Origin of the sequence: Kamptonema sp. PCC 6506 (assembly GCF_000180455.1) — a bacterium.
Classification (GTDB): domain Bacteria; phylum Cyanobacteriota; class Cyanobacteriia; order Cyanobacteriales; family Microcoleaceae; genus Kamptonema; species Kamptonema formosum.
Genome location: NZ_CACA01000357.1, coordinates 1 through 14,421 on the forward strand (window position 1 = coordinate 1; position 14,421 = coordinate 14,421).

The following is a 14,421-nucleotide window of genomic DNA, read 5'->3' on the forward strand; positions in this document are numbered from 1 at the left end:
ATTTTTAATTTTATATTCTTAATTCTGTTGATAGCTTACAGCTATACTTCCAGGTTGGGCTAAATTTCCCTGTAAAACCACGCCTCGACCATTTGCCGCTAGATGTCGCAAACTCTTATAAATCGTCTCGATTTGGTCAGGAGATCCTGCTTTTTTAGCCAAGGCTTCCAGAGACAAGGGCTTCCCTTCTTCCTTAAGCACTGCCAAAACCCGCTGTTGCAAATCCAACACCACAGCCGCCGCTTTTTTCCCTGCTTCTACTCCTGGCTGGTGGTAGGCGTTGACGTTGACAAGAAAACCATAAAGCCCTACAGCTCTTTCGTAGAGAGCAATTAAAGCTCCTACAGTCCGGGCATTTACTTGAGATACCGTCACAGTAATCGAATCTCGGTGATTCTCATAAAGAGCTTGCCTAGTTCCTTGTAAGAAACCTGACAGATAATCCCCAGAAGTAATGCCAGGGTCTATTTCTGGAGAAACCCCTTGGCGATCCTCCAAAACCTCAATAAAAGTGGCGAAGAAATTGGGCACCCCGTCTCGCAACTGCTGCACGTAAGCGTGTTGGTCAGTTGAACCTTTGTTACCGTAGACAGCAATACCTTGGTGAACAATATTGCCGTCTAAATCCTTCTCCTTGCCCAAAGATTCCATTACCAACTGTTGTAAATAGCGCGAAAATAACAACAGAGAATCTTTGTAAGGCAACACTACCATATCTTTTGTGCCGCGCCCATTCCCGGCAAAATACCAAGATAAAGCTAATAGTGCAGCGGGATTACCTTTGATATTCGTAGTCCTAGTAGCATCGTCCATCTCCTTGGCTCCTCCTAGCATCCCACGAATGTCGATGCCTTGCAGAGCGGCAGGCAGCAGCCCTACAGCGGATAATTCCGAGGTGCGTCCTCCCACCCAGTCAGCCATTGGGAAAGTTGCCAGCCAACCTTCAGATTTGGCTAATTGGTCTAACTTACTGCCAGTACCAGTAACAGCAACTGCGTGCTTAGAGAAGTCAAGTTTCTGGGCGGCAAAAGCTTTTTGGACTTCAATCATGCCGTTGCGGGGTTCAGGAGTTCCCCCAGATTTAGAGATCGTGATGACTAGGGTACTAGCGAGTCGATCTTTTAACTTATTGAGAGTGCGATCGATCCCAGTGGGGTCACTGTTATCGATAAAATGAATTGCCAATGGCGGGAAATCTGGGGCAAGAGCTTCGGCTGCGAATTGCGGGCCCAGGGCCGAACCACCAATACCAATGGAAATAATATCAGTGAACTTGGGGGCAAAAGGCGGCTTAACATCGCGGCTGTGGACTTTTTGGGCAAAAGCCTCAATTTGCTCTAATGTCTCAACAATTTCTTGTTTAAATTCCGGGGAGGGGGCTAAATCTGGGTTTCGCAGCCAATAGTGACCAACCATGCGATTTTCATCGGGGTTGGCGATCGCGCCCCCCTCCAAAGCAGCCATATCCTTAAAAGCTCGATCGAACTTGGGCTTCATACCCTCAAAAAAAGGGCCATCAAACCCCATGCGGCTGACATCCAGGTAAAATCCCAGCCCCTCGTGATAGTAGAGCCAATCTTGGTAGCGTTGCCAGAGTGCTGCGGCATCCATAGAAATTCTGTTTTTTATCGTTATTGCTATTCGCTAGTCTACCGAAGGCAGTTTAAAAGACTATATCAGGAATTACTGAATGCTAATGCTAATTGCTATGCTCTTAATATCAATCCCGCTGCTCAACTGACGAGTGGGAGGGGAACAAAAACCGGAACCTGAGTATGAACAAAAGGCTGACCAAAATACTAGGGCTATTTTTCTTAGCAGTCATAGTCTTTGGGTTCCTGGGGCGATCGCTTCAAAATCGTAATTTTGCTCAAAATCCTAATTTTGCCAGTATTCCCTTAACACAAATCAATTTTCCGCAACAGACTGTCGCCCAAGTTAATACTTTCAGCAATAAATCCAGTCAAATCTATCTCAACGGCACTTGGCAATTTGCCCCAGCCATAGGTAACACTGACAAACCTCCTTCCGCCGTAAATTGGGGCACCATCTCGGTTCCCGGCAACTGGCAACACGAAAGAAATGAGAACGAACCTGGTTTAATCGATCGCGGCAATGGCAATGCCTGGGAAAATTTCAATGCCAACACCCTATCAAAAGCATGGTATCAGCGCACCATAGACATTCCCAGCGATTGGGGTGGACGTAAAATCGTACTCGACTTAGCAAGAGTTAGTACCGATGCAGTTGTCTTCGCCAATGGCATCAACTGCGGTCAAATTTCCTGGCCCTACGGCACTGTGGATATCACCAAAGCCGTTAAACCGGGGAAAAACACGATCTCAATTCTGGTACTCGCAGTCAGTGACGAAACAGAAAAAGCCGTGATTATGGGCCCAACGGAAATATACAGGGAGAAAACCCAACTGCAATCGCGGGGACTAATTGGGGAAGTGCGAATTTTCAGCGTTCCGCCTGGCCCCTTCATCAGCGACGTATTTGTACAGCCATCTACCAGAAAAAAACAAATCAAGCTGGACATCGAACTGATCGATGTCGCCCAAAGCGGTAAAGTCCAGCTAGTTGCCCAAATCCTCGACCAAAACGGCAAAATCGAGAAAGAATTCACCAGTTCGGCAAATGTCCAAGCCCAGCGAACTCAAACTCTCCAGCCAGTTTGGGATTGGGCCAATCCCCGCCTCTGGGATGTCCGTCAGCCTAACTTATATAACTTGCGGCTGTTCGTCAAGGGTAGCGGCATTCAGGCTGAATTTAATCAACCCTTCGGCTTCCGAGAGTTTTGGATTGAAGGGCGGAAATTTTACTTAAATGGGACTGAGATTCGCCTGCGGCCAATACTTTTAGAGGATGAGTGGCAAGGTTGGAGCCCCGGTATCCCGGAAGCAGCCGACAGGATGATTGATGGTTATTTCTGGGCGGGTTTCAATATTGCTCAAATGTGGCCTTGGAATCACGACGAGAGGGGTCGATGGCACTTCCGGGAACTGTTTGCCGATCGCAGCGATCGCAAAGGTTTTCCCATCATCGCACCAGCCCTAGATGCCACTTCTAAGGGCTATGCTGATATGTGGGACAAACCAACGGGTAAGGCTGTCTGGGAACCTCGAATGGTTAGGGATTTGCGCCGCTACCGCAATCACCCATCGGTTTTAATGTGGGGAAGTAGCCCGAATTTTTTTGGACATAGCGAAGACCAAAACCCGCGCCGGATTGGTAAGAAGAAGTTAGAAGGGACGATTAGTCAGGTGGAAGACGATCGCATGAAGCGATTAATTCCTGTTGGGGACGATTTGGCGGCTACAGTCCAGAAATATGACCCAACTAGACCAGTATTATTGCACCAAGGCGGGGCGGCGGGAAATGTTTATGCTCTAAATTCTTACTTGAATATAATTCCGCTGCAAGAACGGGAGGAATGGATCTCGGAGTGGAGTCAAAATGGCGATATGCCTTATATGGTGGTGGAGTTTGGTACGCCGTTGCATACGACGATGATGCGGGGTCGCAATGGTTTTAGCGGTACTATTAATAGCGAACCTTGGATGACAGAATTTAGTGCAATTTATTTTGGCAATGAGGCTTATAAGTTAGAAACTCCAGCCTATCGCCAGAAAATTCGCGAGTTATTTGTCAAGGATCAAGAGTACAAGGGTTGGTTCGCTAAAGCAGAGTTGAATTTTGCGCCAGCTTTCCAAAAATTGCAGCAATTATTTAGTACAAATACTTGGCGAAGTTGGCGAACTTTTGGGATGACGGGCGGGATGATTCCCTGGAATAATGGTCACGGCTGGGAATTTAATCAAACTGCGAATCAGAAGGTAGATTTACCCAATTTTGAGCCAGGCCGTAGGGGTGTTTATCTGAAGCAGGTATATAAGGGTTTGTGGTATAACTTCCGACCGGAAACTAATACTATCCACCCAGGTGGTCAAGCGATTATGCAAAATAATGGCCCAACTTTGGCTTGGATTGCTGGTTCTAAGTCGGCCTTTGTGGCGAAAGACCATAGTTTTGCTGCGGGTGCAAAGTTAGAAAAGCAAATTGTGTTGATTAATGATATTAGGGCAAAGCAAAATTTTTCTTTTAATTGGCAGGTGTTCGTAGGCGGAAAACAGGTCGGTTCTGGGCAAAACACGGGAAGTATTGAGACTGCCAAAACCCTATTTTTTCCAGTGGAAGTAACGTTACCTGCCAGCGTCCAAAATAAAGTTGATGGGGAAATTCGCTTGAGTGCTAAGATTGGCGATCGCACTCACGAGGATCGGTTTAGTTTCCGAGTTTTCCCCAATTTACCCAAGGCGACGGGTACTGTGGTAGCCTTTGACCCGGCGGGGAAGACTACAAAAATGTTGCAACAGTTTGGCTACACGGTTACGCCTTGGGATGGTTCGCAAACAGCATCGCTTTTGGTTATTGGTAGGGAAGCTTTTGCTAGCGGGCAAAAAATACCGGGTGATTTAGAAGCTTTTGTCCGCAATGGTGGAAGGGCGATCGCTTTTATTCAACAACGAGATTGGTTCCAGAAATTAGGTTTCCGAGTTGCGCCGCCTTTGAGTCGCCGTGTTTTCCCAGTTGATACTACATCAACGGTGATGACGGGTTTAGATGCAGTAGATTTACGAGATTGGAGTGGAGAAAGTACGCTAATTGAAGCCTACCCAGATACGCGAAATTTGCGGGAGAATCCTTATAAAAAATATGGTTGGCGTTGGGGGAATCGAGGCGCAATTAGTAGTGCATCATTGGAAAAACCGCACCGCAGTGGGTGGCGGCCAATTTTGGAATCTGAGTTTGATTTAGCTTACTCGCCGCTAATGGAACTTGACTATGGAAAAGGGCGGCTAATTTTGAATAATTTAGATTTAGAAGACCACTTTTTGTTAGATGCGGGGGCGGCTAAGTTAGGTCAACAAGTTATCAGTTATGCTCAAAATTCTCCTCTATCTCCGAAGGTAGATAAAGTCGTTTTGATTGGCGGCGATGGCGAGGCGGGTTGGCTGGATAAATTGGGGGTAATTTATCAGAGAGGTAATTCATTTTCTCCTGACTCAGGATTGGTAATTGTGGGGGCGGATGCGAATATTAATGATGAGGATTTACGGCGTTATTTGAATCAGGGAGGAAAAGTATTTTTCATCCCTCGAAAATCGTCTGCTGCTGCTTTGGGCGTGCAGTTGCAAGAAATAAAGGATTTTGCAGGTTCGCTGAAGGTTCCTAGTTGGCCGGAGATGCGAGGGGTTAGTGCTTCGGATTTGCGATCGCGTTCTTCTTATGATACTTGGTTGATTAAGTCGGGCGGCGAGGTAGCGGCTGATGGTTTGTTAAGTCGGTTTCAAGTTGGTTCTGGTGTGGCGATTTTCTCTCAGATTGACCCTGATGTTTTGACTGCTGATGTTAAGACTTATTTGCGGTTTACTCGGTGGCGACAGACTAGGGCGAATGCTCAGATTTTAGCTAATTTGGGTGCGAGTTTTAAGGTGGATGGCCATATTTTTAAGTCGGGTGAGAGTAAGGATTTTTATCACTCTGATTATCGGACTGATTTTGAGTTGGGGGATCAGCCTTATCGGTATTATCGGTGGTAGTCGGACGAAGGAATACAGTACAAGAGTTAATGAAGTTAACTCCTAATAAACGTCGCTTTTATCAACTTAGTATACGGGCTATAACCCTTATTCATTATACGTTGTAGCCTTCTTTGTCACCCTCCAAGGGAGTTGTCAATGTAGTCTGATAAGGGTCTGTATTAATATTAATGTCTCTAAGATTTTGTGGGAAAGATTGTTTTATTTGTTCAAGGTGACTAATGGTGTCTTTTAAATAAAGTTCGTTGGACTGATTTAATAAATATCCACTAATTTTCCCTTTTCTTATACCAACTTCTGCTAGTAATAATTCTTGAAAAATTTTAAGAAAATCCAGTTCCTCAACTAAATATCTAACAATATTTTCATGTGAGAATGTATATCTTCCTTTTAGACAATAAAAAATATAATAAATTATATTTTTATCTTCATTAGACGACATTACAATTAAAACTGTATTTATAAAATCTTCTGGTGGTAAATGTTTAAAAATAGGATAATCATAATATTTCTCTTTTTTAGGATCTAAACTACCTGGAGCACATATTATGGATTGAAGATCAGTAATATTATTTTGCATAATATCCAGTATCTTGTTCGCCTCACTAGGCATATTTTTAAGCCTTACTTCTTTTTGAATTTCTTTAATATAATCATCAAACTCTTTAAATTCTGGATAATCTTTTGCTATAAACTCACGGCCCATATAAGGAACTAAGGTATCCTTATACTTTATATCTAGCTTATTCGATGTGTTCAATAGATCAATATATTTTTGGGCTTCCTTAATAATATCTGGCTTGCTTTTGCTATAGATCCCAGCATCAGAAAACACTAAAAATAATCCAGTAATATGTTTAATTATTGCAATATTTTCAATTTTTTTATCTATAAAATATTCTGACTCAACTTGATTAAGTATTTTCTCAAAGTCTTCATCAGTATGTCTAGTATAGTCGTACAATTTTATCCAATTAGGGGTGTTTTCATTATAAAAATATTTGCTGTTTGGTAGTAATTTTTCTAATTCTTCCTGATCTACAATACCTTTATCAAAAAAATTATGCCACCATGATAAGCTAGGAAACAATCCTGAAAAAGCGCTCATTTCACTTGAACAATAGATACTATAAATGTGTTGATATTTTGCAAATATCTCAATAAATTTTTTATTTTCTTCGTTAGGAGTAATTTCTCTTGAATTAGTATATTGCTGATATATTTCTGATGTTAATTCTTTATCTAATTGTAGGCCTATGCCTTGAATCTCTTCTGGTTTCACTCTTCCATAAGAAATTTCAATAGAAAATATTATCAATAGTTCTAAGACTTCTTTTAGGAACTCCGGTTTATTCTGAGCTTTTTGTGATAATTTTTCAAAAATCCTCTCAAAATCTAGACATATTCGGTTCAAAATTCTTAAATTCGTACACTTTGCTTGTCCATACAATTCTTGAATAATATCTAGATTTATCATTAAAAAATCTTTGCTTCTTTGATGATCTAATTTATTAATAAAGCTATTTAACGAGCCTTGAACATCAGGCTTAATTTCAAAAGTTTTACCAATTAATTTTTCTTTGACTTTCCTATATTTTTCTTGATCGATTATTCTATCTTCATCAGCAATAATAACAACTTTTAGATATTCAGATTCAACAAAACTATTGATATAGCCTAAAATACTTTCAATTTCTAAACCACACCGTTCTAAATCATCAAAAATTAAAACACCATATTGTGAATCTTTTTTAACAAGAGATGAATTCAGGAAATCTTTTATACTTGTTTCTGAAAGAGTTGATTGTACGCTTACTTCAGGTTTTTCATCGTGATTCATGTCAATATTTAACACCCATCTGTTTAACAAACCCTTAAAAATTTTTCCTGCTATTTTTGCTCCTTTTGACGAGAGGATAGGATGTATCTGTTCAAACAAAATATCTTCTATTTGAGAAAAACTATTGACTCCATAAAGGCTAACGTATAAAGGAGTTTTGCTTCCTTCTTTAAACTTTTGAATATACTGATTTATAAACCATGATTTACCACAACCCCATTGCCCTTTAAGTAGAACTGCAAATTGAGGAGAATAAGCTAAATTACAATAAGCATCATCTAAGTATTCTTCAATATGCTTATTGACTTTAGAAATATGCTGATTGTTTGCGCTAATTACTTGGTCTGGCATAACTTTTTTTGCTCGTCAAATAAATAAATTCTGCAAGCTGAGTGCGATCGCGCACCTTCAATACTTAACATTATCCCACTTTTATTGCATAACTACCAATACTCTAGACACTTTTTAATGGGTAATGGTAGAATGCGGGTTTTGGACTCTAAGCTCGTCGCGTAGGCGTAGCCAGCCGAAGGCATCGCCAATGGTAGAATGACAGTTTCAGCCATTTCTATAAAAACTGTCAGGACTATCGATCGCCAATAATCTTATTAAATAGTTTCTAATAGGAATATCAAGCATGAATTTTACAGAAAAAAAGACCCTCTGGGCGATCGCAAATCCATTTTTTCTATTACTTCTTGTTTCGCTGTCGCTATTAGGATGTCAGCAATCGCCGAAAGTTAAGCGACAATTAGAACGCAGTCAACAAGGAATGGTAGTTTCAGCCGATCGCATGGCGACTGAAGCAGGAGTCGCTATGCTAAAAAAAGGCGGTAATGCAGTCGATGCAGCGGTAGCGACGGCTTTAGCAATTTCAGTAGTTGAGCCATTTTCAGCGGGTATTGGCGGCGGTGGGTTTTTGCTGTTACGACGGGTAGAAACTGGAGAAGTACAAGCTTTAGATTTCCGCGAAAGAGCTCCTAAATTAGCCGATCGCGATATGTATCTTGATAGTAAAGGTCAGCCCATTAAAAGGGCAAGTCTAGACGGATATCTGGCGGCGGGAGTACCGGGTACGGTGGCGGGATTATACAATGTGCAAAAACTTTACGGGAAATTACCTTGGAATGATGTGGTAGCTCCGGCTGTAAGTCTAGCAGACAAAGGGTTTGTGGTGACAGAACGTTTTGCCAAGTTCTTTGAGTATCGTCAAAATGCGATTAAAAATAATCCAGCCGCACGCAAAATTTTTACTAAAAACGGCACTTTATATAAAAAAAGTGAGTTGCTTGTACAGCCAGATTTAGCTAAGACTTTACGTGCGATCGCCATCGCTCCCCAAAGTTTTTATACTGGAAAAATTGCACAGGCGATCGCCACTGATATGAAGAAAAATAGGGGTTTAATTACTCTCGAAGACCTGAAAAACTATACTCCAATTTGGCGTAAACCTGTCTGTGGAAACTTTCGACAATATCGAATTTGCGGAATGCCACCGCCTTCTGCGGGTGGAATTCAACTGCTACAAATTTTGAATATAATTAGTGATACCAATTTGTCAGATTGGGGGCGAGAAAATCCCGATACTTTGCATCTATTGGCAGAAGCGATGCGAATTAGTTATGCTGACAGAGCCAAATATTTGGGCGATCCAGCCTTTGTGAGAGCACCTGTAAAATCCTTGATAAGTCCTGTTTATGCTGCTAAACGTCGCCAAGAAATTGACATGAAACGCGCTAGGCTCTCTAGTGAGGTAAAACCGATAATAGATCCGAAAAGCGGGAGAGTATCTGCTAAGGAATCTCCAGAAACGACGCATTTAACCGTAGTCGATCGCGATCGTAATGTCGTGAGTTTAACATTTACAGTGAATGGGGCTTTTGGTGCGGGTACTGTGGTACCAGGTACGGGAATTTTACTCAATAATGAGATGGATGACTTTGCTGTTGCGCCAGGGGCACCGAATTTGTTTGGTTTGGTAGGGGGAGAAGCGAATGCGATCGCGCCTGAAAAAACTCCTCTATCCAGTATGACACCTACAATTGTTACTGAAAATGGTCAATTGCGTCTCGCTACTGGTGCTCCCGGAGGTAGCACTATTATTACCACCGTATTACAGATAATTCTAAATGTTTTAGTTTACGATATGGATGCCAGTGCAGCCGTATCTGCACCGCGTATTCATCATCAATGGTTGCCAGATCGGTTAATGGTAGAAAGTAAAAGTTTTTCTGAAGAAATCTTGCAGAAGTTACAGGGAAGAGGACATCAGATAGAAGAAAGATCGCCTTGGGGAAATGCGAATTTAATCATCGTCACTCCTGACGGGGGGTTAGAAGGAGCCGCTGATTCCAGAGGTGAAGGAGTGGCAAAAGGGAGTGGGATGTTATAATAAATTTTAGCACCTGAGTAATAGAGAAATAGCTTCTAACCCTCTACATTCTTAAGCCTACTCTACAAGTCAAAATGACGTTTAAAGCGAGTATCTAATTTGTCAGATTTTTTTTGATTGCAGGTAAAGCATAGTGTATGCAAATTACTGATATCGTTAGTACCGCCGCGAGCTAGGGGAATGATATGATCGATGGTAAGTTGGGCTTCTAGGAAGGTTTTCCCGCAGCTTTGACAGAGGTTGGGTGCGTAAGTCCTGTAAAACTAAATTACTTGCCACTGCGTTCAAAAACACATTAGTAAAAAAAATCTGCTAAATCTGATACATTCTTAAAATTTAATTAAATCCAGTTAACAGTTAACAATTAACAATTAACAATTAACAATTAACAATTAACAATTAAACAGATAAATCCTGACGCGGTTTAAACGTCTCAATCTGCCGCAATTTTTCGTATAATACCCGTTCTTGCTGACTAATTTCTTTAGGAACAGCAATTATAATTTCCACTAATTGATCGCCGCGATCGCCCTTTCCAGTCGGATAACCCTTAGCAGCTAAACGCAGTCGCTGACCCGAAACAACTCCCGGTGGTAACTTCATTTTCACCCAGCCATCAAGCGTCGGCACTTCAATTTCCCCCCCTAACACCGCCTCAGCAGGAGTCAAAGGTAATTGACAGCAAACATCCGATCTTTCTAACTTAAAAAATGGATGAGGGGCTACCGTAATTTTTAAGTATAAATCGCCGCCACCAATGCCTAAATTTCGCAATCTAACTCGTTGTCCACTTACCATTCCCCCAGGCATATCTACCTCAAGAGATCGCCCATCTTCCAGGCGAATTCGCTCGCTACCGCCTGTATAAGCCTTCTCCAAAGGCAACGTCAACCGCGCTTCAATATCCTTCCTAGCTTCGCGAGAACCAGGAGTATAAGTTACTTTTGCAGTGCTAGAAACCCAAGGATCGGATGAAGTTACTCGTGGCGCATTCGATGCCGCTGTCCTCACTTCCCGACGGCGGCCTAACAATTGATCGACAAATTTATTGAAGTCAGAATAATCGCCAAAATCTGCTTTTTCCTCTCCAGAGTCCCCATTTTTTTTGCCATCACCCCAACCTTTAAAATTGGGAACTCGCAAGCCTTGCTTTCCCTGAAATCCTTTTTGCTTCCAGAAGCGAGTAAACTGGTCATACTGCGCTCGCTTGTCTACATCAGAGAGAATATCATAAGCCTCATTAATATCCTTAAATTTATCCTCTGCTGTTTTGTCACCAGGATTTACATCCGGGTGTAACTGTCGCGCCAGTCGTCGATAAGCTTTCTTAATCTCATCAACTGAAGCATCTCTAGATAATCCCAATAAGTCAAACTTGCATCGGGTAAAGTTCCTAAAATTCTGCATACCCTGATGTTGACAGCGCGAGATTTCTGCTTTTAAATCATAAGTAACTGCCATTGGTAGTCGAAACCACGCCCCCGCTGACGATCGCAACACCTTCGGATGGTCTAAATCTACACTATCTCCACTCAACCACAAACCATCAGCCCCAGCCGCAGCAGCAGTGCGAATAATTGTCCCCAAATTACCGGGATCTTGTACTGTCTCTAAAGCTAACCCCAAGCTGGCTGTCGCTACTGACTGCATTTCACTCCGAGGCGCTGTAGCGATCGCACCATCTGGTTGTACTGTAGTTGCTATTGCTTCCAAAACGCGATCGCTCACCAACTCTACTCGCCGCGCTTGCAAACAAACTTTTTTCCAAAGTTGGGGATGCCTTTCCTGCCATTCTGAAGTATAGCAAACCGTTGCCAGAGGGTGCTTCTGAGCGCAAGCTTCCTCTAGCAAATGCGTCCCTTCCAACAGAAAAAAACCCTGTTCCCGCCGCCCTTTCGAGGCGTGAAGCTTGCGTATTTCCTTTACTAAAGGATTTTGAACGCTGGTAATCATAAAAAAAATTGATTTTGGATTGAATTGACAACCCAAAATCTCAAGTAAAATTTGTCAAATGCGGAACCCGGGACTTGAACCCGGAAGGCTTGCACCACATGAACCTGAATCATGCGCGTCTACCAATTCCGCCAGTTCCGCATCACTGACAATTTTTAATCTTGGCACAAGTTTAGTGCTTTGTCAACTAATTTATCAAAATTTAGGCGATCGGTGCAATTTTCTATCATTGCAAGCAAGGCGAAGCGATCGCCAGGCCTTGAGCAGAAATATTAAGTGTCTAGGGCCAATCAATAAGCATCTCCTGATTTATTTAAGAGATATTAAGATATCTACCCTAAGATAATTTGATGGTAAAGTTACTCAATGATGTAGCAAATGCTCTCTCTCCATCATCGCACGTAGTCAAAGACTAAGTTTAGTTTAGCTTAAACCTCGTGTTCCGGCTTCTTAAGCCTATGTATCAGTAAATGACCGAGTGCTGACGATTCAACTTCCAATCACAATTAGGGGATATCTAATGAAACTCCGTAAATCTTTGGCAGTGTTATTGACGTTAGTCTGTATCACAGTCATAACTGTAAATACTTTCAAACTCAGCCCTAGTTTCGCTCGTTCTACGCCAGTGATGTCACTACAACAATCGGCAGAGAAAGTAAATACAGATGAGCGCATTGCACAAGTTCCTGGAGGCATTTCTCTCTACAATAGGCTAGGAGGCTACAACGCGATCGCCAGCGTTATCGATCGTGCAGCAAATTACATATTCAACGATCCGCTAATTGGTAAATATTTTATTGGTTTGAGCACAAACTCAAAACTGAGGCTCCGTCAGTTGTTAGTCGATCAATTCTGCCAAGCAGCAGGCGGGCCTTGTGTTTATACAGGACGGACTATGAACCTTTCCCATAGTGGCATAGGTCTCACGAACGATGAATTTAATGCCTTTGCTAATGGTATATCCCAATCTCTTGATGATAACAGGGTTAATCAAACAGAGAAACTCGAAGTGTTGACATTTGTCAATAGTCTGAGAAGCAAGATAGTTGAAGGATAAGATGAAAGACTCCAATCTCCTCCTCTTAGTTGCATTTCTGCTGGTATCAGGAATGGTAATGACTGAGGTAGCTCATGCAAAACCGTCAGAACAAAACACCGAGACAAAAGTTCCAGTATCCCCAATACTAAGACAGTCTTCTGACCAGTTTTCCACCCCCGCTACAGATACTTCACCCAATACTCAATCTAACGAGCAACCGTTGTGTTTTTATCAGAATTCGGATGGTAAGATAGTTGATTTGAGCAATCTGTGTGGGGCTAAGAGCAGCGAAACGGTTTCAAGTCCTCAATTGCGGAACTCTCCTATTTCTCCTATTAATGATGGGAAAACCCCGCCTTACTGGTAGAAAAAAGTTAGTCATTGCCTTTACTAAAAGGCAAATCTTCATTTACCAGTTCAATTTCCTCCTGTTCCCTTTCATTAATTTGACAAATGTAAGACTGGAGAATTTGGGAGAGGCGAGGGTTATAAAACCGATGCAAACTATAATTAGGTGTAGCTGGAAAGCCACGCCGTTTTTTGTGGCGGCCACCGGCACCAGGGTCAAAAATTTGAATATCATGAGCGATCGCCCACTCAATCGGCGTATAATAGCAAGCATCAAAGTGCAAACATTCTATATCCTGCACGCTTCCCCAATAACGCCCGTAAAGCCGATCGCCTTTAAAAATGCAAAAAGACATTCCCGCTGGTAAGCGATCGTCCTGTTCGTCATAGGCGGCCACAAATAACACGCGATCGCGATAGTTATGGTGCAATTGCTCAAAAAATCGCTTAGTTAAATACTTACTTCCCCACCAGCCAAACTTATCACAAGTATTCTCGTAAAAAGAGTACATTCGCGCAAACAAAGCTTGAGGAATTTCATCCCCTGTCAGACTTTGGATTCGCAAACCCGCCTTTTCTACAGCCTTGCGTTCCCGCTTAATATTACGGCGTTGGTTAGCATTGAAAGCGCCTAAATAATCATCAAAAGTTTGATATCCTTGGTTTTGCCAGATGTAGCTATGATGCAGCCAACTGCTAAAACCGTTCCTTTCCATAACTTGTCGCCATTCCGGGTCAACATAAAGAAAATTGCAGCCTGAAATGCCGTTGCGATCGCAAAAATGGTCGATCGTATCGATCATCAACCGCGTCAATAGATCCTCATCTTCCCCAGGAGCAATCAAAAACCGATAACCCTCAGCAGGCGTAAACGGTGTCATTCCCATCAACTTCGGATAATATTCTACACCGATACGGGCAGCTAACTCGGCCCACTGATGATCGAAAACAAATTCCCCATAACTATGACTTTTGACATAAAGGGGTGCAGCGGCGATTAATTGGCGTTGGCGAGGCCTGTCTTTAGGGCTTTCACGCCACACTGTTAAATGATAGGGCAACCAACCCGTTTTCGCTGTCACACTGCCAGAAGTTTCTAAATTATTCAGCCACTCCCATTCTAGAAATGGCGTTTTTAGTGGCATTGCTAAGGCATCCCATTCTGATTGAGGTACATCAGAAATTTTACCGATCCAGGTAACAGAATATTGAGGTTTAAGCTGTTCTACCATATCTTTAATAA

9 protein-coding genes, 1 tRNA gene and 2 pseudogenes are annotated in these 14,421 nt (G+C 42.4%); 4 read left to right on the forward strand and 8 right to left on the reverse strand.

Annotation, left to right across the window (positions count from 1 at the left end; genetic code table 11):
* Window positions 1-18: 18 nt before the first annotated feature.
* On the reverse strand, window positions 19-1,611 hold the full coding sequence (locus tag OSCI_RS25535; protein WP_007358100.1) for a glucose-6-phosphate isomerase: 1,593 nt from the start codon (window positions 1,609-1,611) through the stop codon (window positions 19-21).
* A gap of 164 nt (window positions 1,612-1,775) precedes the next feature.
* On the opposite strand from OSCI_RS25535, the gene OSCI_RS25540 reads away from it, so the two are divergent.
* Window positions 1,776-5,606: a glycoside hydrolase family 2 protein gene (locus tag OSCI_RS25540; protein ID WP_007358101.1), complete on the forward strand. Its 3,831-nt coding sequence runs from the start codon at window positions 1,776-1,778 to the stop codon at window positions 5,604-5,606.
* A 94-nt stretch (window positions 5,607-5,700) separates the two neighbouring features.
* Here the strand turns inward: OSCI_RS25540 and OSCI_RS25545 are convergent, their stop codons facing one another.
* Together OSCI_RS25545 and OSCI_RS32145 are read right to left on the reverse strand one after the other, a co-directional pair.
* Window positions 5,701-7,797 carry a P-loop NTPase fold protein gene (locus tag OSCI_RS25545; RefSeq protein ID WP_007358102.1) on the reverse strand — a complete coding sequence of 699 codons (2,097 nt, stop codon included), beginning with the start codon at window positions 7,795-7,797 and terminating at the stop codon, window positions 5,701-5,703.
* A 92-nt stretch (window positions 7,798-7,889) separates the two neighbouring features.
* A complete protein-coding gene (locus OSCI_RS32145; protein ID WP_007358103.1) occupies window positions 7,890-8,012 on the reverse strand; it encodes a hypothetical protein in 123 nt (40 codons plus the stop codon).
* A 71-nt stretch (window positions 8,013-8,083) separates the two neighbouring features.
* On the opposite strand from OSCI_RS32145, the gene ggt reads away from it, so the two are divergent.
* Complete coding sequence (gene ggt, locus OSCI_RS25550) at window positions 8,084-9,838, forward strand: gamma-glutamyltransferase (protein ID WP_007358104.1); 1,755 nt, start codon at window positions 8,084-8,086, stop codon at window positions 9,836-9,838.
* 62 nt (window positions 9,839-9,900) lie between these two features.
* Here the strand turns inward: ggt and OSCI_RS28860 are convergent.
* From OSCI_RS28860 to OSCI_RS25565, 4 genes and pseudogenes are all read right to left on the reverse strand, one after another.
* Window positions 9,901-10,074: pseudogene (locus OSCI_RS28860) on the reverse strand (HNH endonuclease); the annotation flags it as partial.
* A 163-nt stretch (window positions 10,075-10,237) separates the two neighbouring features.
* Window positions 10,238-11,203, reverse strand: a complete 966-nt coding sequence (locus OSCI_RS31780; protein ID WP_234708829.1) for a DnaJ C-terminal domain-containing protein — start codon at window positions 11,201-11,203, stop codon at window positions 10,238-10,240.
* Window positions 11,197-11,791, reverse strand: a pseudogene (locus OSCI_RS31785) (TrmH family RNA methyltransferase); the annotation flags it as partial. The gene OSCI_RS31780 and the pseudogene OSCI_RS31785, both read right to left, overlap by 7 nt.
* A gap of 59 nt (window positions 11,792-11,850) precedes the next feature.
* Window positions 11,851-11,932: transfer RNA gene (locus tag OSCI_RS25565), tRNA-Leu, on the reverse strand.
* A gap of 379 nt (window positions 11,933-12,311) precedes the next feature.
* Here OSCI_RS25565 and OSCI_RS25570 point away from each other — a divergent pair.
* Both OSCI_RS25570 and OSCI_RS25575 read left to right on the forward strand, forming a co-directional pair.
* Window positions 12,312-12,848: a group I truncated hemoglobin gene (locus OSCI_RS25570; RefSeq protein WP_007358106.1), complete on the forward strand. Its 537-nt coding sequence runs from the start codon at window positions 12,312-12,314 to the stop codon at window positions 12,846-12,848.
* Between the two features lies 1 nt (window position 12,849).
* A complete protein-coding gene (locus tag OSCI_RS25575) occupies window positions 12,850-13,197 on the forward strand; it encodes a hypothetical protein (RefSeq protein WP_007358107.1) in 348 nt (115 codons plus the stop codon).
* Window positions 13,198-13,204: 7 nt separating this feature from the next.
* Here the strand turns inward: OSCI_RS25575 and OSCI_RS25580 are convergent, their stop codons facing one another.
* Entirely contained in the window at window positions 13,205-14,410 is a 1,206-nt protein-coding gene (locus OSCI_RS25580; RefSeq protein ID WP_007358108.1) for a GNAT family N-acetyltransferase, read from the reverse strand.
* Between the last annotated feature and the right edge of the window lie 11 nt (window positions 14,411-14,421).